22 protein-coding genes are annotated in these 21,610 nt (G+C 69.6%); 7 read left to right on the plus strand and 15 right to left on the minus strand.

Annotation, left to right across the window (positions count from 1 at the left end; genetic code table 11):
- Positions 1-56: 56 nt before the first annotated feature.
- Positions 57-2,336, minus strand: coding sequence for an ATP-binding cassette domain-containing protein (locus ACPCXD_RS14320; protein WP_423660048.1), 2,280 nt, complete (start codon positions 2,334-2,336; stop codon positions 57-59).
- A 62-nt stretch (positions 2,337-2,398) separates the two neighbouring features.
- On the opposite strand from ACPCXD_RS14320, the gene ACPCXD_RS14325 reads away from it, so the two are divergent.
- On the plus strand, positions 2,399-3,385 hold the full coding sequence (locus tag ACPCXD_RS14325) for a helix-turn-helix transcriptional regulator (protein ID WP_423660050.1): 987 nt from the start codon (positions 2,399-2,401) through the stop codon (positions 3,383-3,385).
- 112 nt (positions 3,386-3,497) lie between these two features.
- On the opposite strand, the gene ACPCXD_RS14330 is transcribed toward ACPCXD_RS14325, so the two are convergent.
- From ACPCXD_RS14330 to hisD, 7 genes are read right to left on the minus strand one after another with little or no spacing between them, the layout of a single operon-like run.
- Positions 3,498-3,752 (minus strand): hypothetical protein, encoded by a 255-nt coding sequence (locus ACPCXD_RS14330; RefSeq protein ID WP_423660052.1) that lies wholly within the window; start codon positions 3,750-3,752, stop codon positions 3,498-3,500.
- The gene (gene hisH / locus ACPCXD_RS14335) at positions 3,749-4,384 is read right to left on the minus strand and encodes an imidazole glycerol phosphate synthase subunit HisH (protein ID WP_088898428.1); all 636 of its coding nucleotides are present in this window, start codon (positions 4,382-4,384) and stop codon (positions 3,749-3,751) included. The genes ACPCXD_RS14330 and hisH overlap by 4 nt, the downstream gene beginning before the upstream one ends.
- Before the next feature lie 10 nt (positions 4,385-4,394).
- Entirely contained in the window at positions 4,395-5,552 is a 1,158-nt protein-coding gene (locus tag ACPCXD_RS14340; protein ID WP_145691134.1) for an MFS transporter, read from the minus strand.
- A gap of 1 nt (position 5,553) precedes the next feature.
- Complete coding sequence (locus ACPCXD_RS14345; RefSeq protein ID WP_016696019.1) at positions 5,554-5,709, minus strand: CG2302 family histidine operon protein; 156 nt, start codon at positions 5,707-5,709, stop codon at positions 5,554-5,556.
- Between the two features lie 3 nt (positions 5,710-5,712).
- Entirely contained in the window at positions 5,713-6,327 is a 615-nt protein-coding gene (hisB, locus tag ACPCXD_RS14350) for an imidazoleglycerol-phosphate dehydratase HisB (RefSeq protein ID WP_006554074.1), read from the minus strand.
- On the minus strand, positions 6,324-7,451 hold the full coding sequence (locus ACPCXD_RS14355; RefSeq protein ID WP_145691136.1) for a histidinol-phosphate transaminase: 1,128 nt from the start codon (positions 7,449-7,451) through the stop codon (positions 6,324-6,326). The genes hisB and ACPCXD_RS14355 overlap by 4 nt, the downstream gene beginning before the upstream one ends.
- A complete protein-coding gene (gene hisD / locus ACPCXD_RS14360) occupies positions 7,448-8,770 on the minus strand; it encodes a histidinol dehydrogenase (RefSeq protein WP_145691138.1) in 1,323 nt (440 codons plus the stop codon). The genes ACPCXD_RS14355 and hisD overlap by 4 nt, the downstream gene beginning before the upstream one ends.
- A 121-nt stretch (positions 8,771-8,891) precedes the next feature.
- Between hisD and ACPCXD_RS14365 the strand changes: the two genes are divergently transcribed.
- From ACPCXD_RS14365 to ACPCXD_RS14380, 4 genes are all read left to right on the plus strand, one after another.
- Complete coding sequence (locus ACPCXD_RS14365) at positions 8,892-9,275, plus strand: helix-turn-helix domain-containing protein (RefSeq protein ID WP_088898432.1); 384 nt, start codon at positions 8,892-8,894, stop codon at positions 9,273-9,275.
- Positions 9,276-9,386: 111 nt separating this feature from the next.
- Complete coding sequence (locus ACPCXD_RS14370; RefSeq protein ID WP_261379850.1) at positions 9,387-11,141, plus strand: PHA/PHB synthase family protein; 1,755 nt, start codon at positions 9,387-9,389, stop codon at positions 11,139-11,141.
- 109 nt (positions 11,142-11,250) lie between these two features.
- Entirely contained in the window at positions 11,251-11,676 is a 426-nt protein-coding gene (locus ACPCXD_RS14375) for a hypothetical protein (RefSeq protein ID WP_016696014.1), read from the plus strand.
- Positions 11,677-11,740: 64 nt separating this feature from the next.
- A complete protein-coding gene (locus ACPCXD_RS14380) occupies positions 11,741-12,859 on the plus strand; it encodes an alpha/beta fold hydrolase (RefSeq protein ID WP_145691140.1) in 1,119 nt (372 codons plus the stop codon).
- 39 nt (positions 12,860-12,898) lie between these two features.
- Here the strand turns inward: ACPCXD_RS14380 and ACPCXD_RS14385 are convergent, their stop codons facing one another.
- Together ACPCXD_RS14385 and ACPCXD_RS14390 are read right to left on the minus strand one after the other, a co-directional pair.
- Positions 12,899-13,192 (minus strand): DUF2470 domain-containing protein, encoded by a 294-nt coding sequence (locus ACPCXD_RS14385; protein WP_145691141.1) that lies wholly within the window; start codon positions 13,190-13,192, stop codon positions 12,899-12,901.
- Between the two features lie 67 nt (positions 13,193-13,259).
- A complete protein-coding gene (locus ACPCXD_RS14390) occupies positions 13,260-13,790 on the minus strand; it encodes a TetR family transcriptional regulator (RefSeq protein ID WP_160875838.1) in 531 nt (176 codons plus the stop codon).
- 199 nt (positions 13,791-13,989) lie between these two features.
- On the opposite strand from ACPCXD_RS14390, the gene ACPCXD_RS14395 reads away from it, so the two are divergent.
- The gene (locus ACPCXD_RS14395; protein WP_145691145.1) at positions 13,990-15,465 is read left to right on the plus strand and encodes an MDR family MFS transporter; all 1,476 of its coding nucleotides are present in this window, start codon (positions 13,990-13,992) and stop codon (positions 15,463-15,465) included.
- 68 nt (positions 15,466-15,533) lie between these two features.
- On the opposite strand, the gene ACPCXD_RS14400 is transcribed toward ACPCXD_RS14395, so the two are convergent.
- The 4 genes from ACPCXD_RS14400 to nadA all read right to left on the minus strand — a co-directional run bounded on the left by ACPCXD_RS14400 (position 15,534) and on the right by nadA (position 20,641).
- A complete protein-coding gene (locus ACPCXD_RS14400) occupies positions 15,534-16,976 on the minus strand; it encodes a wax ester/triacylglycerol synthase family O-acyltransferase (RefSeq protein WP_160875836.1) in 1,443 nt (480 codons plus the stop codon).
- A gap of 197 nt (positions 16,977-17,173) precedes the next feature.
- On the minus strand, positions 17,174-18,040 hold the full coding sequence (gene nadC, locus ACPCXD_RS14405; RefSeq protein ID WP_423660059.1) for a carboxylating nicotinate-nucleotide diphosphorylase: 867 nt from the start codon (positions 18,038-18,040) through the stop codon (positions 17,174-17,176).
- Between the two features lies 1 nt (position 18,041).
- Entirely contained in the window at positions 18,042-19,613 is a 1,572-nt protein-coding gene (locus tag ACPCXD_RS14410) for an L-aspartate oxidase (protein WP_423660061.1), read from the minus strand.
- On the minus strand, positions 19,610-20,641 hold the full coding sequence (gene nadA, locus ACPCXD_RS14415; protein WP_019289717.1) for a quinolinate synthase NadA: 1,032 nt from the start codon (positions 20,639-20,641) through the stop codon (positions 19,610-19,612). Before nadA ends, ACPCXD_RS14410 begins: the two co-directional genes overlap by 4 nt.
- Before the next feature lie 82 nt (positions 20,642-20,723).
- On the opposite strand from nadA, the gene ACPCXD_RS14420 reads away from it, so the two are divergent.
- Positions 20,724-21,434 carry an NUDIX hydrolase gene (locus ACPCXD_RS14420; RefSeq protein WP_026061870.1) on the plus strand — a complete coding sequence of 237 codons (711 nt, stop codon included), beginning with the start codon at positions 20,724-20,726 and terminating at the stop codon, positions 21,432-21,434.
- Between the two features lie 15 nt (positions 21,435-21,449).
- On the opposite strand, the gene ACPCXD_RS14425 is transcribed toward ACPCXD_RS14420, so the two are convergent.
- Positions 21,450-21,590 carry a hypothetical protein gene (locus ACPCXD_RS14425; protein ID WP_016696004.1) on the minus strand — a complete coding sequence of 47 codons (141 nt, stop codon included), beginning with the start codon at positions 21,588-21,590 and terminating at the stop codon, positions 21,450-21,452.
- Between the last annotated feature and the right edge of the window lie 20 nt (positions 21,591-21,610).

The raw sequence follows: 21,610 nt of genomic DNA on the forward strand, positions 1-21,610 counted from the left end.
CCTGTACCTGTGACATCACCAAACGCGTGGCCGGGGCGTCAGGAAAGCACCGTGCGTCATGCCGACCGTGCCGCGTCGAGGGCCCGGCAGGTCGGGGTCGGGCGGCCGGCGTACTCGTCGACAGGACCCTCGTACAGCACGGTTCCGCCGTGCCGTCCCGGTCCCGGTCCGAGGTCGACGATGTGGTCGGCGTGGCGGATCACGTCCAGGTGGTGCTCGATGACGACGACGGTGTGCCCTCGGTCGACGAGGTCGTCGAAGACGCACAGGAGGGTGCCGACGTCCTCGGCGTGCAGGCCGGTGGTCGGCTCGTCGAGGACGTAGAGGGTCGGCGTCTTCACTCGTCCGAGTTCCTTGGCGATCTTCACCCGTTGACACTCGCCACCGGAGAGCGTGTCGAGCGACTGTCCGAGGCGGAGGTAGTCGAGGCCCACCCCGGCGAGCGCACTCAGTCGACGCGCGATCTCCGGGTGCGGCAGTTCCTCGAGGGCGCGACCGACGGTGAGGTCGTCGACATCGGCGATCGACAGGCCGTTCACGGTGTGCCCGAGCACCTCGGCGGTGAACCGGCGGCCGTGGCAGGTGTCGCAGACGACCTCGCGTCCGTCCATGAAGGCGAGGTCGATGTACACGACACCGGCCCCCGTGCAGGTCGGGCACGCACCCGCCGAGTTCGCGCTGAACAGGCTCGCTGGCACACCGCTGTGTTCGGCGAACATCCGCCGCAGGGTGGGTGCGATGCCGGTGTAGGTGATCGGGGTGGAGCGGCGATTGGCGCTCACCGGCCGCTGGTCGATCACCGTGGCGTCGTACTGATCGACGAGTTCGGCTGCGAGACTGGACTTTCCCGACCCAGCGACGCCGGTGAACACGGTGAGCACGCCGGTGGGGATCCGCACCGTCAGGTCGCGGAGGTTGTTGCGACACGCATCGGCGATCGTGAGACGACCGGTCGCCTCGCGGGCGGGGTGACCGCGGCCGATGGCGCGCCGCAGCGATCGGCCGGTGGGAGTGTCGGCCGTTCGGAGCCGGTCGAAAGTGCCCTGGAAGACGAGGCGACCACCGGACGAGCCCGCACCGGGACCGATCTCGATCACCTGGTCGGCACGGGCCATGACGGCCGGATCGTGTTCGACGACGAGGACGGTGTTGCCGCTGTCACGGAGCCGTTCGAGGAGCTCGATCATCGACTCCACGTCGGCGGGATGCAGACCGACCGTCGGTTCGTCGACGACATAGGTCATCTCCGTCAGGCTCGACCCGAGGTGACGGACCATCTTGATCCGTTGCGATTCGCCGCCCGAGAGCGTGGTGGTCGTCCGGGCGAGCGCGAGATAGCCGAGGCCGATCGTCACCATCGCCTCGAGCCGGCCCACCAGTGCGGATACCACGGGAGCGGCGCGCTCGTCGTCGATCGTGCGCACGAACTCGAGCAGTTCGGCGATCTCGAGGCGGGACAGCTCCCCGATCGTGCGGCCGCGCACTGTGACCGCCCGCGCGGCCGCGTTCAGCCGTTCCCCGCCGCAGTCCGGGCACGCCTCGGCGCGGGTGAAGCGCCGGATGACGTCCTGTTTGCGTTCGGAGAGGTTGTCGGAGGTGTGCAGGTGGATGCGCTCGAACCTTTCGACGACGCCCTCGTAACCGTCCGGCGGTTTGTGGCCCAGCGCCGCTGCGGCCTCGCCGCCGTGGAGCAGTGCCTCGCGCTCGGCGGGCTTCCACTCGCGCAGGGGTGTGTCCGCGTCGAAGGACCCGATGTCGGCGTACTGGGAGTACCAGTACCCGCCGTTGCCGAATCCGGGCACCAGGATCGCGCCCTCGGCGAGGGACCGGTCGAGATCGAGGAACCGCTCGACGGCACTGACGACGATCTCGCCGAGCCCGGAGCAGGTCGGGCACATTCCCGTGGAGTCGTTGAACGAGAAGCGGTTCGACTCGCCGAGGACGGGTGTGCCCGCGCGGGAGTACAGCAGCCGCAGATAGGTCCAGGTGTCGGTGATGGTGCCGACCGTCGAGCGGGCGTTGCCGCCGAGCCGACGCTGGTCGACGACGATCACCGGCGTCAGACCGTCGATGTGGTCGACGTCGGGTCGCGTCCATTTCGGGAGCCGGTTGCGCGTGAACGGCGGGTACGTCTCGTTGAGCTGGTAGCCGGCCTCCGCCGCGATCGTGTCGAAGATCAGCGACGACTTGCCGGAGCCGGACACCCCGACGATCACCACGAGCCGGTTGCGCGGAACGGTCAGATCGATGTCGGCCAGGTTGTGGGTGCGGGCGCGGCGGATCGTGATGGCGCGGTCTCGCACTGCCGCCTCGGTTGTCGTGACGGTGGTGGTCATGGGTTCGACGCTAGGACCGGTTGCGGCCGGATCCTGGCCGCAACCGATGGGAGTATGGCGCCATGGCGGACGTCACCGAGCGGATGCTCGCGTTGTTGTCGATCCTGCAGACCGGACGCGCGATCGGCGGGGACAAGCTGGCCCGGCGGCTGCAGGTGAGCCGCCGGACGCTCCGCCGCGACGTCGACCGTCTGCGCGGCTACGGGTATCCCGTCGAAACCCGTTCCGGGCCCGGCGGTTTCTATCGCCTCGCGTCGGGACGCTCGATGCCGCCGCTGGTACTCGACGACGACGAGGCCGTCGCGGTGCTGCTGGGACTCGGCGCCCTCGCTGCGACCGGGCCGGCCGAAGGAGGGCTGGACGACGCCGCGACCCGTGCCTACGGCAAGCTCGACCAGTTCCTGCCCGCGCGGCTGCGCCCGCGGGTCGCGGCCGTCCGCGGCGCGGTGGAGACGAGTGCGCTGCAGGCGCCCAGCGTGTCGGCGGAGCTGCTCGGCACCGTGGCAGAGGCGATCGCGCGGTGCGACACACTCACCTTCGACTACGTCGACGCGCAGGGCTCGCCCACCTCTCGCCGGGTCGAGCCGTACCGGCAGGTGCACCACCTGGTGCGGTGGTACCTCCTCGGATGGGACGTCGACCGCGAGGACTGGCGGGTCTTCCGTCTCGACCGTGTGCGCGACCTGCTCCGCACCGGCCGCCCATTCGCACCGCGCCCGCTTCCCGCCGGGTCCGCCACGGAATACCTGCGGCAAGGATTCCGGCAGGGGCGGACACCGGTGCACCTGGACGTGGCGGCCTCGGCCACCCGGGTGGCCGACGCGCTGAAGTACCAGGACGCCGAGATCCGCCCGACGGGTGACGATCGGACCGAAGTGGACCTCGCGGTGGAGTCGTGGCAGTGGCTCGTGCTCGCGCTCGCCGCCCTCGACGCCGACGTCCGGATGCGCGCGGACCCGGAGATCGTGCGGTCCTGCGCGATGTTCGCCGATCGTCTGCGCGCGGCGGCGCAGGACGCCGTCGTCCCCTCCGAGGAGCGCGCGAGGTGACTCAGGGCACGGCAGATCGATCTCGAGTCCGCACAGCTGCGTTACCGGACAGTTCGCGCGCCCAACCGGGGTTCGCTACCGCAACACGCCGGGCGAAGCCCGGTTCGGCGCGTCAGCTTCCGGGACGGTCGTCCTCGGCGGGACCGAAGGCCCGGCGGGCCGACCGCGTCGATACGACACCCATGGCCACGACGGCCGCCACGATGCCGACCAACGCGATGACGAGGCCGACGACCGGCGTGGGCCGGACCGCCACCACGACGATGGCGGTGACGAGCAGCACGACGGTCGCCGCGCCGACGGACAGCAGCGCGTGACGGCCGAAGGAGAACTCTCCGCTCGGTCGTCCGCGCCGCGGCCCGGTCACAACGAGTTGACCCAGTTCTGCAGCAACTGTGCGCCGGCGTCGCCGGACTTCTCCGGGTGGAACTGGGTGGCCGAGAGCGGACCGTTCTCGACGGCAGCGACGAAGCGGCTGCCGTGCTCGGCCCAGGTCACCTTCGGCGGCGCGAGACGCTCGGGAGCGTCGAGCTCCCACTTGCGGGCGGCGTAGGTGTGGACGAAGTAGAAGCGGGTGTCGGCGTCCATGCCGGCGAAGAGCACCGAATCGGCGGGGGCCTCGACGGTGTTCCAGCCCATGTGCGGCAGCACCGGCGCGTCCAGACGCTCGACCGTGCCTGGCCACTCGCCGCAGCCCTCGGTCTCGATGCCGTGCTCGACGCCGCGTTCGAACAGGATCTGCATGCCGACGCAGATGCCGAGCACCGGGCGCCCGCCTGCGAGGCGGGTTCCGATGATCTTGTCTCCGCCGACGCTACGCAGGCCCTTCATGCACGCGTCGAAGGCACCGACGCCGGGGACGACGAGTCCGTCGGCGGCGAGCGCGATCTTCGGGTCGGCGGTGACCTCCACATGCACGCCGGTGCGGGCGACTGCCCGCGTGGCGGAGTGGAGATTGCCAGAGCCGTAGTCGAGGACGGCGACCGTGGTTGCGCTCATGATGTCGATTCTATGTGGTGGGACGGGGACGTTCCGACGGCCCGGCCAGTCGGGCCAGCAACGGCAGCGCCGGGACCAGGACGGCGGCAGCGGCGAAGGCCGCGGGATAGCCGGCCGCGGCGGCCACCGCGCCGAGGGCGAACGAACCGGCGCCGGTGCCGGCATCGAAGCCGATGTTCCAGGCCGCACTCGCCGAGCCGGTGTTGCCCGCGCCGGCGCGACGGAAGGCGACGAGCAGCGCCTCGTTCTGCACGACACCGAAGCCGAGGCCGAAGGCGATCGCGGCGACGATCAGCAGCACCGCTCCCCCGCGGTCGTCGGCGACGAGCGCGAAGGGAATCATCGCCAGGCCTGCCAGGCCGAGACCGACGGGCAGCAACTTGCCGGCGCCGACCCGGTCCGCGACGGATCCTGCCGCGTACCGCCCGATCAGCGAAGACGCGCTGAGCACGGCCAACGCCGCCGCGACGGGCAGGCCGGCGACCGCGATGCGTAGCAGCGAGGTGAGACCGCCGTAGGCGATCGCTCCCGCACCGACCGCGACCAGCGGGAACAGCAGCACGACCGGCGGTACCCGTCGCGCCGTCCGGGACTGTTTCGCGGTCAGCCGTGGCAGACGGCTCGCGGCGAGCAGACCGGCGGACGAGATGATCGCGCCGAGCACGAACACCGGCGTGGTGGAGAACCGCTCGGCGATCGCCAGGCCTGCGGGCAGGCCGATCGTCTGGGACGCGGCGATGGCGATGCCGAGCATGCCGGTGGCCCGGCCGAGCAATCGGGGCGGCGCGAGTTCGCCGACGAGGGCGGCCGCCGCCACGGTGATCATGCCGAAGCCGATACCGCGCAGCGCGGAGATCCCGAGCACGGCCGCCGGGGCCATCGACACGAGGAACAGCAGCGACGGCGGCCCGAGGAACAGGCAACCGGCCGCGAGCGTCGCGCGGTGACCGAACGCGCGCAGCAGTCGCGGCATCGCGAGCTGGGTGAGGACGGTGGTGAACATGAACACCGCCGTCACCGACCCGGCGAGCGTGTCGCTGCCGCCGGCCTCGGCGATCGCCCACGGCACGACCGGCAGCAGCAGCGAGAACCCGCCGAAGGCCGCCGCGGACGTCGACCACGCCGGGATCAGACCACGAACGGTGAACAGTCCTTGTTGTTCCGCCACGTCAGAGCAACCGGAAGACGCCCGCGGCGGCCGCCAGGACGGTAAGAGCCAGCAGCACACCCGCGAACAACGTGTTGCGCGCCTTCCACATCGACCACGTTCCGCCCGCGGCGAATCCGGCCACGATGAAGCACAGGTAGGTGAGGACGACATCCATATGTCAGAGACTGCCCTTCGTCGACGGGATGCCGGTCACACGCGGGTCGGGTTCGACGGCCTCGCGCAGCGCGCGGGCGACCGCCTTGAACTCGGCCTCGGTGATGTGGTGCGGGTCGCGGCCGTAGAGCACCCGCACGTGCAGTGCGATGCGGGCGTGGAAGGCGAACGACTCGAACACGTGCCGGTTGATCACCGTCGAGTAGGGCACGCCGGGATATCCCCCGATCACCGAGTGCACCATGTAGTCGGGCTCACCGGTGAACACGCAGTAGGGACGGCCGGAGACGTCGACCGACGCGTGTGCGAGGGTCTCGTCCATCGGGATGAAGCAGTCGCCGAAGCGCCGGATACCGCGCTTGTCGCCGAGGGCCTGACCGAAGGCCTGGCCGAGGACGATGGCGGTGTCCTCGACGGTGTGGTGGGCCTCGATCTCGATGTCGCCCTGCGCCTGCACAGTGAGGTCGAACGAACCGTGCTGGCCGAGCGCGGTGAGCATGTGGTCGTAGAACGGGATCCCCGTGGAGATCTCGGTGCGACCGGTGCCGTCGAGGTCGATCTCGACGGTGATGCTCGATTCCTTGGTGGTGCGTTCGACGCGCGCGATGCGGTCGCTCATCGGGTTTCCTCGATTTCCGTGGCCGCGAGCTTCTCGCTCACTCGCAGCAACTCGTCGTTCTCGTGGGTCAGGCCGATCGTGGTGCGCAGGTAGCCGGGCATCCCGACGTCGCGGATGAGCACACCCTCGTCGAGATACCGCTGCCAGGTGGCGGGGGCATCCGCGAAGCGGCCGAACAGGATGAAGTTGGCGTCGGAGGGGATCACGTCGTAGCCGAAGCGGGCGAGTTCGGCGGCGACGCGGTCGCGCTGGGCGGCCAGTTCGGCGACCGACGCGAGGGTTTCGTCGGCGTGCCGCAGGGCCGCACGCGCGGCGGCCTGGGTGACGACCGACAGGTGGTAGGGCAGGCGCACGAGCAGCAGCGCCTCGATCACCGCGGGGGCTGCGGCGAGATAGCCGAGCCGTCCACCGGCGAAGGCGAACGCCTTGCTCATCGTCCGCGAGACGACGATCTTCGTCGGGTACTCGTCGATCAGCGACAGAGCGCTCGGCTGCGAGGAGAACTCGACGTACGCCTCGTCGACGATCACGATGCCGGGTGCGGCGTCGAGGATCACCCGCAACTGGTCGAGCGGGATGCTGTGTCCCGTCGGGTTGTTGGGGCTGGTGACGAAGACGACGTCGGGCCGACGCTCCCGCACGGCCGCGGCGGATGCCTCGACGTCGAGGGTGAAGTCGTCGCGGCGGTAGGTGGCCAGCCACTCGGTCTGGGTGCCGTCGGCGATGATCGGGTGCATCGAGTACGACGGCACGAAACCCATCGAGGTGCGCCCGGGACCACCGAAGGCCTGGAGGAGCTGCTGCAGGATCTCGTTGGAACCGTTGGCGGCCCAGACGTTCTCGACACCGAGGGGCACACCGGACGCCTTCGTGAGATAGGCGGCGAGGTCGGTGCGCAGCGCGACCGCGTCGCGGTCGGGATAGCGGTGCAGTTGCGTCGCTGCTTCACGCACGGCTTCGGCGACGTCGTCGACGAGCGCCTGCGTGGGCGGGTGCGGGTTCTCGTTGGTGTTGAGCTGGACGGGCACCGTCAGCTGCGGTGCGCCGTAGGGCGACTTGCCGCGCAGGTTCTCGCGCAGCGGCAGGTCGGCGAGGGTGATGCTGGAGCCGGGGATCTGGGTCACTTCAGCGCCTCGAATCGCAGACGGACGGCTTCGCCGTGGGCGGGCAGGTCCTCGGCGTTGGCGAGGGTGATGACGTGACCGGAGACGTCCTTCAGGGCCGCCTCGGTGTACTCGACGACGTGGATGCCGCGCAGGAAGGTCTGCACGCTCAGGCCCGACGAGTGCCGGGCGCAGCCGGCGGTGGGCAGCACGTGGTTCGATCCGGCGCAGTAGTCGCCGAGGGAGACCGGCGCCCACGGCCCGACGAAGATCGCGCCCGCCGAGCGGACGCGCGCGGCGACCTCGGAGGCGTTCTCGGTCTGGATCTCGAGGTGCTCGGCGGCGTAGGCGTTGACGACCTTCAGGCCCTGCTCGATGTCGTCGACGAGGACGATGCCGGACTGGCTGCCGGACAGCGCGGTGGTGACGCGCTCGCGGTGCTTGGTGAGCTCGAGCTGCGCGGCGAGGGCGGTGTCGACGGCGTCGGCGAGGTCGGTGCTGGTGGTGACGAGCACCGAGGCAGCCATGACGTCGTGCTCGGCCTGACTGATCAGGTCGGCGGCGACATGCACCGCGTCGGCGGTGTGGTCCGCGAGGATCGCGATCTCGGTGGGGCCGGCCTCGGCGTCGATACCGACGACCGCGCGGCACAGCCGCTTGGCGGCGGTGACGTAGATGTTGCCGGGGCCGGTGATCATGTCGACCGGGGCGAGTTCGGCGCCGTCGGTGTCGGTGCCGCCATAGGACAGCAGTGCGACACCCTGTGCGCCGCCGACGGCCCACACCTCGTCGACGCCGAGCAGGGCCGCGGCGGCGAGGATGGTCGGGTGCGGCAGTCCGCCGAAGTTCTTCTGCGGCGGCGAGGCGATGACGAGCGATTCGACGCCGGCGGCCTGCGCCGGGACGACGTTCATCACGACCGACGACGGGTAGACCGCGTTGCCGCCGGGCACGTAGAGGCCGACGCGCTCGACCGGCACCCAGCGTTCGGTGACGGTGCCGCCGGGGACGACCTCGGTGGTGACGTCGGTGCGACGCTGGGCCGCGTGCACGACGCGCGTGCGCGCGATGGCCTCCTCGAGGGCGGCACGGACCGCGGGGTCGAGTTCGGCGAGCGCGCGGTCGAGTTCCGCGGCGGGAACACGCACGGAGGCGGGGCGGACCCCGTCGAACTTCTCGCAGTAGTCGAGTGCGGCCTCGGCGCCGCGGTCGCGGATGTCGTCGACGACGGGACGGACCTGATGGAGCACCGCGTCCACGTCCACTCCGCCGCGGGGCAGCGCGCCCCTGAGCTCCGCAGTGGTGGGAGTACGACCGCGCAGGTCGGTGCGGGCAAGCATGAGGTGTCCTCTCTCGTCGAACAGGGATCACCCTCTACTATCCCGCATCCCCTGATGACGTTCGAAGTCGCGCCCGCGTGAGGAACCTCTCGGCACGGATCACCGTGCTTATGCTGTCGGCATGGACGAGGACGAGTCGCGCCCGAGCACGTTGGGCGAGTTGATCCGCCGCCAGCGTGAGCTCGCAGAGTTGCCCATGCGTCAGCTCGCGGCGATGGTGGGCATCTCGAATCCGTACCTGTCGCAGATCGAGCGGAACCTGCGGGCGCCGAGCGAGCGTGTGCTGCAAGCGATCGCCGAACAGTTGCATCTGTCCGCGGACACCCTCGCGGCCCACGCGCAGGCCGACGACGGAGCGGAGTCCGCCGTCCTGCGGGCGATTCGCGAGGATCCCGACCTGACCAATCCCCAGCGGCGTTCGCTGGAGGAGATGTACGAGGCGTTCCGCGAGGTCACCGTCGCGCGCCGCCGGCGTGGTGGAGGACGCGAACCCGACGAGGAGTGAGCATTCTCACAATCGGCACCGGGCGCGTTCGTGCGTCACGCAGCATCCGAGGTCAGCCCGATTTCGTTGCCTCGTCGACGAACATGCAGGTAGCACGTACCTGGGGGTAAGGTGCGCGGCTCCGTCGGCGACGTCACCATCGGCTCCGGACCATTCACCCAGTTCTGGAGTTGCTCGGTGCTCAACCATCTGCAGAAGAAGCTCACCTCCTCCCTCGACCCGATCGGGTGGGGACCGGCCGTCGCATCCGTCGCCGGCCGTGCAGTGAAGAATCCGCGGGCCGTGGCCGGCGCGACCACGGAGTACGCCGGCCGTCTGGCGAACATCCCGGCGGCGGCGACACGCGTGTGGAACGCCGCCGATCCGCAGCCCCCGGTGCCGCTGGATCCGAAGGACCGCCGGTTCTCCGATGCCGCCTGGAAGGAGAACCCGGCCTACTTCTCGCTGCTGCAGAGCTATCTCGCCACCCGCGAGTACGTCGAGGATCTCGCCGACGCCGGCTCGGGCGATCCCGTGCAGGACGGCAAGGCCCGCCAGTTCGCGAACCTGATGTTCGACGCGCTCGCCCCGTCGAACTTCCTCATCAACCCGGGTGTGCTCGTGCGCGCGCTCGACACCGGTGGCGCGAGCCTGTTCCGCGGCGCGAAGTACGCCCTCGAGGACGTCGTGCACCGGAAGGGATTGCCGCTCAAGGTCGATCGTGAGGCGTTCACCCTCGGCGAGAACATGGCCGCGACCCCCGGCAAGGTCGTCTTCCGCAACGACCTCATCGAGGTCATCCAGTACGCCCCGCAGACCGGCGAGGTACACGAGATCCCGATCCTGGCGGCGCCGCCGTGGATCAACAAGTACTACATCCTCGATCTCGCGCCGCAGCGCAGCCTCATCGAGTGGGCCGTGCAGCACAACCGCACCGTGTTCGCGATCTCGTACCGCAACCCGGACGAGTCGATGCACGAGATCACGATGGACGACTACTACCGGCAGGGTGTCGCGGCAGCTCTCGACGTCGTCGAGGAGGTCACCGGTTCCTCGCGCATCGAGGTGCTGTCGATCTGCCTGGGCGGTGCGATGGCAGCGATGGCCGCGGCGCGCATGGGCAAGCTCGGCGACAAGCGGATCAGCGCGTTCACGATGCTCAACACGCTCCTCGACTACAGCGAGGTCGGCGAGCTGGCACTGCTGACCGACCCGGCGACGCTCGACCGTGTCGAGTTCCGGATGAGCAAGCAGGGCTTCCTCTCGGGCAACGAGATGGCCGGCAGCTTCGACATGATCCGTGCGCGCGATCTGATCTTCAACTACTGGGTGTCGCGGTGGATGAAGGGCGAGAAGCCCGCCGCCTTCGACATCCTGGCGTGGAACGAGGACAGCACCCGCATGCCGGCGAAGATGCACTCGCACTACCTGCGGTCGCTGTACGGCCGCAACGAGCTCGCGCGCGGTGTGTACGAGCTCGACGGCGAGGTCCTCGACCTGTCGGACATCACGTGCGACACCTACGTGGTGGGTGCCATCAACGACCACATCGTGCCGTGGACCTCGTCGTACAAGGCCACTGGTCTGCTCGGCGGGTCGGTCCGATACGTCCTGACCAGCGGTGGCCACGTGGCCGGCGCGGTCAATCCCCCGAACCCGAAGGCGTGGTTCGAGGCCGTCGGCGCGCCCGACGGCGAGAAGCTGCCGAAGCTGCCCGAGGACCCGAAGACGTGGTCGGAGAAGGCCACTCGCACCGCCGGGTCGTGGTGGGAGGACTGGACCGCATGGTCGACGAAGCGTGCCGGTGAGCTCGTCGCTCCCCCGGCGATGGGCAGCGCGCAGCATCCGCCACTGTGCGATGCCCCGGGAACCTATGTCTTCGAGTGACATTGCGCGTTAGCTATCATTTTGCTAACCTGCTAACAGCGCTGATCCGAGCGCACCCCCACAGGGGAAGCCCCGCTCCTGTCACGAGCGCCCACGGAAGGTACACATCATGACCGCACCGACCAAGACCACCGCCGCCAACGCCAAGGCCACCGATGCCGCTGCCAAGGCGACGGAAGCCGCCACGAAGGCCGCCGCCGAGGCCACCGCAACGGCCCAGCAGTCGGCCGAGAAGCTCACCTCGACGGCCGCTGCGGTCGCCGACAAGGCCGCCACCGAGTTCACCAAGACCGTCGACGAGGCCACCGAGCGCTTCCAGGAGTTCAACGCGAAGTTCATCGACGCCGCGAAGCAGAGCGGAAACCTCGGCGTCGACACCTACGAGAAGGCCGTCTCGAGCATCCTGGATCTGCAGGAGAAGGTCGCCGACGCCACCCCCGTCGAGTGGGTCGCCGATCTCGCCAAGGCGCAGGTCTCCTTCGCTCGCGAGCTCACCACCACCGTCACGAGCACCGCTCGCGACCTCCTGAAGTAATCGTCGACTCCTCGATGCAGTCGATACCGAACACCGCATCAGCGGACGTTCTCCGGTGCAGTGCATGCTGCCACTGACACCCGCCCGGATCGCCGCGGCCCCGTTTCGTCTCGGGACCGCGGCGATCGCCGGTTGGAGCGCCTATTTCGCCGGTCTCGTGCGACGTGGCGCCACACCGTGCACATTGGTCTCCGACGCGAACCGGTACAGCCGCGCCCTGACGTCGGCCACGCCGCCGCGCTGGACCACGGACTGGCCGGTCGTGCGCCGGTGGCCCCTCGGAGGTCTGCGTGATTGCAGCACCTCCGACCCCGCACGCGATGAGATCCCGACGCTGCTGCTGCCGCCGCAGGCCGGCACCCACTCGTGCATCGTCGACCATTCCGCCGACCGCAGCCAGGTCGAAGCCCTCCGAGCCGGTGGCCTGACCCGCCTGCACTGTCTCGATTGGGCACCCGCGACTCCCGCGACGGACGGCTGCTCGATCGACGAGCACCTGGCGGTCGTCGCCGAGGCGGTCGACCATCTCGGTGGCCGGGTGAACCTGATCGGCGACAGCCAGGGTGGGTGGCTCGGCACCGTCTACGCGGCACTGCATCCCGGGAGCGTGCACTCGCTGACCGTGGCGGGAGCACCCATCGATTTCCACGTCGACCAGCCGGCACTGTCGGTGCTGGCCCATGCGCCCCGCGGGGCCGCGGCCACGACGATCGACTTCTGGTACGGGGCGGCACGGGCCGTCGGGGTGCCGACCACCGATCCGATCGGTGAGATCGAACGGGCGATGACTCTGCTCGGACTGCTCGACGATCCCGACGAGGTCGCGCGCTGGGAAGCCGAACGGCACTGGTTCACGTGGAAGCAGGAGATCCCCTCGTCCTTTCGCGAGTGGATCATGCGACACCTGTTCGTGGGCAACGAACTCGTCGCCGGCACGCTGAGGGCCGAAGGACGCGTCGTCGATCTCGCGGCCGTCGACTGTCCTATCCACCTGATCGCCGGGTCCGCCGACCCGATCGCGACTCCCCGGCAGGTCAACGTGCTGGCCGAGCACGTGTCGACCCGGCCGGAGAGGATCACCACGACGATCGCCGATGCCGGCCACATCGGGCTGTTCATCGGCCGCCGTGCACTCACGGAGGTGTGGACGCCGCACGCCCGACGGCTGGCGGCGTCGAACTGAGCGCGCTGTCCCCGGCCGTAGCGCGGTCGGGGACAGCGATCAGGACGAGCTGTCCACCCCGAGGCGCGTACACGCCGCCTTGTAGAGATCGACGACGGCCGTGCGAAGCCCGGCCCGGTCGGTCACCGGCTCGAGCCACGGGATGCGCACGGTGTGATCGCGACCGTCGATGACGACGACCCACTCCCCCGCCTCGCGGTCGACGCCGGTCATCCGCGCCTCGACGGCACCGGGCTCGGCGAAGGCACGCACGATGAGCAGGCTGTCGGCCGCGTGGTCGTCGTTCATGTGGGCGGTCACAGCCGCCACCACCTGGCTGTCGAAGTCGGTCACGGGCGCTGAGCGTAGCCAATCGGGGCGGACGACGAGCGCGTCGGTCCCGGTCGCGACCGCCGACGGTTCATTCGACGATGCGGCGCAACGATTCTCGGCACTCGCGATACACCTCGACCGGGTCGCGGTCGTCACCGGCGAGGGCAAGTTCCCCCCACCTGTCCCAACTCGTGCGCCACACCGTCACGGCCAGGTCGGCCACCAGGCGCACCGTCGTCGGATCCACATCCTCCGCCTGCTCGGCGATCCGCTCGCGCAATCGCTCCACGAGTGATGCCTCCTGCGCCGCGGCAAGAGCCTGCAGTTCCGGGTGAGCGGCGAGCAGACGGGCGACGCGGCGATGCTCGTCGAGTTCGGGGTCGCTGTCGCGGCCGACGACCTTCTCCGTCGCACGCTCGATCGCGCGCAGGATCACGGCGGGTTCGGAACCGGCGATGTCGAGCGATTCGATCATCGTCAGAAGTCGCCACTGCCCCGGGAGCGCGGCCTGCTCCTTGGAAGTGAAGTAACGGAAGAAGGTGCGCGAGGACACCCCCGCGCGGTCGGCGATCTGCGCGACGGTCGTCTCCCGCACCCCTTGCGTCTCGAACAGATCCATTGCCGCACTGTGGATCTCGTTTCGGGTGTCGAGCCGCCGGCGAGCCTGGAGATCTCGGGGCGGGCTGTCTTCGGCCGCAGCCATCGGGCCCCCTTCGTTCGGTGCGATCTCGCACACATCGGTTGATTGTCAGCTTACGCCACGTTGTCACATTGTGACACCATCCCGTGGTCGCAATCCCCACGAGAAAAAGGTCCAGATGACTGACGTCCGACATCGGGAAGATCTCCCGGCCGGTGACGCAGCGGGTGAGAACATCCCCTCCACCCGCACGCTCACGAAGGTGATCGGTGTGCTGGTGCTCGCCGCACTGCTCATGATCCTCAACGAGACGGTGCTCAGTGTCGCGCTGCCACAGCTGATGCAGGACTTCTCGGTCACGGCGGCGACCGCGCAGTGGCTGACCACCGGCTTCATGCTCACCATGGCCGTGGTCATCCCCACCACCGGCTTCATGCTGCAGCGCTTCACGACCCGCGCACTGTTCCTCGTCGCGATCGTGTTGTTCCTCGTGGGCACGGCACTCGCGGTGGTGGCCCCGACCTTTGCGCTCATGCTGCTCGCGCGTGTCGTCCAGGCCGCCGGCACCGCCATCATCCTGCCGTTGCTCATGACCACGACGATCTCCGAGGTGCCCGTGCAGCATCGCGGCACCGTGATGGGCCTGAATTCCGTGGTCATCTCGGTGGCTCCTGCGATCGGGCCGACGCTGGCCGGTGTCGTGGTCGACGCGCTCAGCTGGCGTTGGTTGTTCGGCATCATGTTCGCGCTCGGTGTGGTCGTCTTCGCCGCGGGCTTCGCCTTCGTCCACATCCGCAGCCTCACCCGCAGGGCGCCGTTGGACGTGGCGTCCATCGTGGTCTCGGTGTTCGCCTTCGGCGGCCTCGTGTACGGTCTCGCGAACATCGGCACGCTCGTCTCGGACGGCGCGCTCACCCCGGTGGTGTCGCTGGTCGTCGGCGTGCTCGCACTCGCGCTGTTCGTCACGCGTCAGCAGAAGCTGGTCCAGGAGGGCTCGGCCCTGCTCGACCTGAAGCCGTTCACCGTCCCCACCTTCCGACTCTCCGTGGGCATCGTCATCGTGTGCATGGCGACGATGCTCGGCACCGTGATCGTGCTGCCGATCTACTTCCAGTCGGTTCTCGGGGTCTCCGTGCTCACCACCGGCCTGCTCCTGCTGCCGGGCGGACTCGTGCAGGGCGTGATCTCCCCGATCATCGGACGCCTCTACGACAAGGTCGGACCGCGCCCCCTCGTGATCCCGGGCGCGCTGCTGCTCGCGGGCGGGCAGTGGTGGCTGACGCAGCTGGGCACCGACACCGCGCTCGGTGTCGTCGTCGCGATGCACGTCGTCTTCTGCATCGGCATGGCGATGCTCATGACCCCGCTCATGACGGCCTCCCTCGGTTCGCTGCCCCCGCGCCTGTACGGCCACGGCAGCGCCATCATGAACACTCTGCAGCAGCTCGCCGGCGCCGCAGGCACCGCGGTGCTCGTCGCCGCCATGACCATCGGCGCCGAGAAGGCGAGCGCCGTGAGCGAAGCCGGTGCTCTGGCCTCCGGCGTGCGGACCGCATTCGTCCTCGGTGGATGCATCGCTCTCGTCGCGGTCGTCCTGGCCCCACTCGTGCGTCGCGTCGAGGATCGTTCGGCGCTCGAGCCGGTCGGCGCATAGGCACCGGAGGGGCAACAGGGCCGGCCGGGAGCATCCCGGCCGGCCCTGCCTCGTTTCGAACGGAGCGATCAGCCGTTCCCGGCGTCGCTCTCCCCGCTGTCCGCGTCGTCGACCTCCACCCGGACGCCGAGGGCGGATTCCAGCGCCTCGAGTTCCTCGTCGAAGTGATCGAGCAGCCGGACGAGATCCGGGACCGTGCGACCGCACGCCGTGAGACCGAAGGCGATCTCGTCGTCGGTGCTCGTGCACGTGATGTTCAGCGCCTGCCCGTCGACGGGCACCGACAGCGGATACAACGCGTCGACGCGCGCACCGTTCCAGTACAGCGGAGCGTCGGGGCCCGGCACGTTCGAGACGATCACGTTGAACGGCGGTCGCGGCAGGGCCCGATTGCCGGTGAGCACACCCACCGCGAGGGGTGCCACACCCACCGCGCTCGTCGCGAGACGACCGAGCTTCGACATCGAATTCATCGCGTGCTTGCCCTCGATCATCGAACCGCGCACGCGCGCAAGACGTTCGACCGGGTCGACGCACTGCGTCCCGAGCGTGCACATCAGGATGCCGATCTCGTTGCCCGACGAGTTCGCGCTCTGACGCAACGACACCGGAACCATGGCGACCAGCGAATCGTCCGGCAGCGCATCGTGTTCGGAGAGATACGCCCGCAACGCCCCGCCCGACAGTTCGAGGACGACGTCGTTGAGTGTCGCGTCGGCGGCCTTGGCCACCATGCGCAGTCGTTCGATCGGCCAGGACCGTGCCGCGAACCTGCGCGATCCGGAGATCTGACGGTTGAGGATGGTGTTCGGAGCGCCCAGCGACAGCGAACCCCCGCGATTGTGCAGTGCCCGGTCGACGGTGCCGACGATCGCCGGGACCAGCGCCACCGCCTCGGACACCACGTTCACTGCGTCGTTCATCACGCCGGTCGCCGCACGGACGACGGCACCGGGGAATCCGATCGCGGTGCCCATGGCCGAACGGCTCGTCGACCGGGCGTCGGCGACCGCCCACGGGGCCGGCATGTCGGTGCGGTCCGGGTCGGTGCTGAGCGCGCGGCGCAGCAGGCGCATCGCACCGACCCCGTCTGCGAGCGCGTGGTGGATCTTCACGTACAGGGCGTAACGACCGTCGGCGAGCCCTTCGATCAGGTGCATCTCCCACAGGGGGCGCGTGCGGTCGAGCAGGGACGCGTGCAGGCGGGAGACGAGTTCCCACAGATCGTCCATCGTGCCCGGGGACGGCAGCGCGTTGAACCGCACGTGGTAGTCGATGGAGAAGCGCGGATCGTCCTCCCATGCCCACTGCCCGAGGGTGAACAGCGACCGGGTGGGCCGCTTGCACCACAGCGGCCCGGCAGGTTCCTCGCGGGCGAGCGCCTCGGCGAACATCGACCGCAGGTCGCTCGCGTCCTTGCCTTCCGGCGGCTGGAACAGCAGCAGACCGCCGACGTGCATCGGATGATCGCGCGACTCGCCGAGCAGGAACATCGAGTCGGTCGGTGCCATCGGTAACCGCATCGCGTTCTGTCTTCCTCCCCCACAAAGCACCGGCCACCACCGGAGCCCGCCCCCACGTGACCGGTCCCGGCACGTCGATGTGCTGTCAGTTCTACCCCAGAAGGCGCGAGTGCGGGGACCGTCGCACCGACGAATCTTCCGGTGACGCGTCCGATTCGTCCGGTCGGTGACGTGCGACCTACGCCCTACATGTCCAGGCCGAAGTCCAACACCGTCACCGAGTGGGTGAGCGCACCCACCGCGAGGTAGTCGACGCCCGTGCGCGCGTAGTCGGCGGCGACGTCGAGGGACAGGCCGCCGGAGGATTCGAGTCGTGTCTGCGGCGCGTGGGTGTTGCGCCGCTGCACCGCGATCTGCGTCTGCCACAGCGGGAAGTTGTCGAGCAGGATCAACTCGACGTTCTCGGCGAGCACCTCGTCGAACTGTTCGAGGGTGTCGACCTCCACCTCGCACGCGATGTCGGGGGCGTGTTCGCGGACGGCTCGCAATGCGGCGACCACCGAACCGGCCGCCGCGACATGGTTGTCCTTGATCAGCGCCTCGTCGCCGAGCCCCATGCGGTGGTTGACGCCGCCACCCATCCGCACCGCGTACTTCTGCAGCGCGCGCAGTCCCGGCAGCGTCTTGCGGCTGTCGCGGATCTTCGCTTCGGTGCCCGTCACCGCATCGACCCAGTGCGAGGTCGCCGTCGCGATGCCCGACAGGTGACACAGGAGATTGAGCATCGTGCGCTCGGCGGTGAGCAGACCGCGGGTCGGCGCCTCGACGGTCAGGACCGAATCGCCGGGCAGCACCCGCTCCCCGTCGGACCTGCGGTCGAGCACGCCGTAATGACCGGCACCGATGACCTCGTCGAGGACGAGCAGACCGACGTCCAGACCGGCGAGGGTGCCGGCCTGCCGCGCGACCACCGAGGCGGTGGCGACAGCGTCGGCGGGCACGGTGGCGTCGGTGGTGACGTCCGGGCCGTAGCGCAGGTCCTCGTCGAGCGCCTTCCGGACCAGCTCGCGGGTCTCGGCGAGGTCGAGTCCGTCGGGCAGCGCGGTGGTCATCTCAGTTGACTCCTGTCAGTTCCGGTGTGGTGAAGGACAACTCGCCGTCATCGTCGATACGCAGCTCCAGACTGCGAGCCTGCGCCGGGTCGGTGTCCGGATGATCGCTGCGGGTGTGGCATCCCCGCGATTCGGTGCGTCGCTGCACCGCGAGCAGCAGGGCCCGCGCGGTGACGGTGAGCGCCGCGTCCTCGAGTCGCTCCGCGTCGGCACACGCCGTGGCGACGCTCGCGCCGTCGAGTTCGACTGCAGCAGCGGACAATCCGTCGGCGTCGCGCACGACCAGCGCGTGCCGGGTCATGAGTTGCTGCAGCACCGCACGATCGCAGACGGTCGGGGCGACGACGGGAATGCCGTCGGTCTCGACACGCGTTCCGGCCCGTTCGATCGCCGCCGCCACCCCGGCGCGCTCGCCGAGGACGAGTCCTTCGAGAAGGCTGTTGGAGGCGAGCCGGTTCGCGCCGTGCAGGCCGGTGCGTGCCACCTCACCGGCCGCGTACAGACCGGGGATGCGGGTGCGGCCGTGCACGTCGGTGACGACACCGCCGCACGAATAGTGGGCGGCGGGAGCGACCGGCAGCAGATCCCGGGCCGGATCGAGACCGGCGTCGGCGCACATCGTCGTGATGGTCGGAAAACGTGTGGCGAAACCGTCGAGGTGACGTGCGTCGAGGTAGACGTGGTCCTCGCCGAGCGCGGTGAGACGCTCGGCGATCGCCCGTGAGACGACGTCGCGGGGTGCGAGGTCGCCGAGCGGGTGCACGCCCTCGGTGATCGATCGGCCGCGGGAGTCGACCAGTCGCGCTCCCTCACCGCGCACCGCTTCGCTGATGAGCGGCCGACGTCCGGTGCCCCCTTCCGCGAACAGCACGGTCGGGTGGAACTGGACGAACTCGAGGTCGGCGACGCCGGCGCCGGCGGCCAGGGCCAGCGCGATGCCGTCGGCGGTGGCGCCGGGCGGATTCGTGCTGCACGCGTACAACTGCCCGAGGCCACCGGTCGCGAGCAACACGGCCGGGGCGTGGACGACGCCGTACCCGCGCTCGTCGAGGACGAGCAGTCCGGTGACACCCCGCGCGTCGGTGAGGACCCGGGCGGCAGCGGCTCCGAACAGGACGGGCAAGCCCGCCTCGCCGAGGGCGCGCTGAACTTCGGCGCCGGTTGCGTCGCCACCGGCGTGGATGATGCGGCGGGTGCTGTGTCCACCCTCGCGGGTGCGGGCGATGTCGCCGTCTCCGGCGGTGTCGAACACCGCGCCGAGATCGCGCAGGGCGGTGACGGCGTCGGGGCCGGCCGTGACGATCGAGCGCACCGCGTCCTCGTCGCACAGTCCCCCGCCTGCGGCAAGTGTGTCGGCGACGTGGGCGTCGACGCTGTCGCCCACCGGCGCCACCACCGCGATGCCGCCCTGGGCGTACTGGGTGGCCGTGTCGGTGGGGCCGCCCTTGCTCACCGTGAGCACCCGCGCGCCGCGCCGGGAGGCGGCGCGCGCGGCCGTGAGACCGGCGACGCCACCCCCGACGACCACCAGGTCGGCGTGGTCCTCCCACGCGACCGTGATGGCGGTGGTCACTCGCCGCTGCCCGGGTTGCCGATGGCGATCATGCGCTGCACCGACAGGCGGGCCCGCTCGGCGACGTCGGCGGCGACGTGGACCTCGTCGCGTCCCTCCTGCAGGCAGCGCAGCAGTGCGGCGGGGGTGATCATCTTCATGTAGGGGCACGACGCGCGGTCGTTGACCGCCTGGAAGTCGATGCCGGGCGCGGCCTTGCGGAGCTGGTGCAGCATGCCGACCTCGGTGGCGACGAGGACCTGCTTCGCGCCGGTCTCCCGCGCGGCGTCGATCATGCCGCCGGTGGACAGGATCCTGACCTTGTCGTCGGGCACGAAGCCCTCCCCGGCGAGGTAGAGCGCCGAGGTGGCGCAGCCGCACTCGGGGTGGACGAACAGGTCGGCGTCGGGGTGCGCCTTGGCCTGCGCGGCGAGCTCGTCGCCGTTGATACCGGCGTGCACGTGGCACTCCCCGGCCCAGATGTGCATGTTCTCGCGGCCGGTGACGCGCTTGACGTGGGCGCCGAGGAACTGGTCGGGCAGGAACAGCACCTCACGGTCGGGGTCGATGGACGCGACGACGTCGACGGCGTTCGACGAGGTGCAGCAGATGTCGGTCAGGCCTTTGACCTCGGCGGTGGTGTTGACGTACGAGACGACCACGGCGTCGGGGTGGTCGGCCTTCCACTCGCGCAGCTGGTCGGCGGTGATCGAATCGGCGAGCGAGCAGCCGGCGCGCTCGTCGGGGATGAGCACCGTCTTGTTCGGGCTGAGGATCTTCGCGGTCTCGGCCATGAAGTGCACGCCGCAGAAGACGATGGTGTCCTCCTCGGCCTCGGCGGCGATACGCGAGAGCGCGAGCGAGTCGCCGACGTGATCGGCGACGTCCTGGATCGCGGGAAGCTGGTAGTTGTGCGCGAGCAGCGTGGCGTTGCGCTCACGGGCCAGCCGACGGACCTCCTCGGCCCACTCCGGCGTCGCCTCGACGCCCGTGTATCCGCCGGGGCCGTCGACGATGGTGGCGGCTCCCGCCCACTCGGTCGTGGTCATGGCCTAGCTCCTTCGAGGGTGTCATCCCGGCGGGTTGTACCGGAATTGCCGTGTTCGAGGTTTTCGACTTAGGATCGAAAACATGCCACATAGTAACACCCGTCACGAAGTGCTCATCGCCGTGTTCCAGGTTCGCCGCTTTCCGGACACCTCGGGAACCCTCCGCGAAGAACCTGAACTCGGGGTGCTGCTGTGGCAACGGGCCCTCGATCCGCAGGTCGGCACGTGGTCGCTCCCCGGCGGGCAACTGCGCAACGACGAGGACCTCACGACGTCGGCGAGGCGGCAACTCGCGGAGAAGGTCGACGTCCGCAAGGTCGCGCATCTCGAACAGTTGTCGGTCTTCTCCGACCCGGATCGGGTGCCGGGTCCACGCACGATCGCGTCGACCTATCTCGGCCTGATCCCTCTCACTTCGGATCCCCAACTACCTGCCGACACGGCCTGGCATCCGGTCTCGGACCTTCCCGAGATGTCCTTCGACCACGGGGTGATGGTGGCGAACGCCCATGCGCGCCTCGCCGCGAAGCTGTCGTACACGAACATCGCGTTCGGCCTCGCGCCGGCGGAGTTCTCCATGTCGACTCTGCGCGACATCTATTGCGCTGCACTGGGATACGAGGTAGATGCCACCAATCTCCAAAGGGTGCTGGCGCGCCGGAACGTGCTCACCCGCACCGGCAACACCGCACCGTCCGGAAAAGCGGGAGGTCGCCCCCCGGCGCTCTACCGCTTCACCGATTCCCGGCTGCGCGTGACGGACGAATTCGCCGCCCTGCGACCGCCGGTGTGAACCTCCGCGAGGAGGTCAGAAGGGCCGACCCATGATGACCTCGAGCAACTGCAGCGGCATCGTCAGGAAGGCCGACCCGACAAACAGCGCGGAGCGCAGCGGATCGCCTGCCAGATAGCCTTCGCTGATCCATTCCAGAATGTCGACCGAACCCATGCTGCCCCTCCCCGTTCGTC

Origin of the sequence: Rhodococcus sp. AB351 (assembly GCF_049538275.1) — a bacterium.
Lineage (GTDB): Bacteria > Actinomycetota > Actinomycetes > Mycobacteriales > Mycobacteriaceae > Rhodococcus.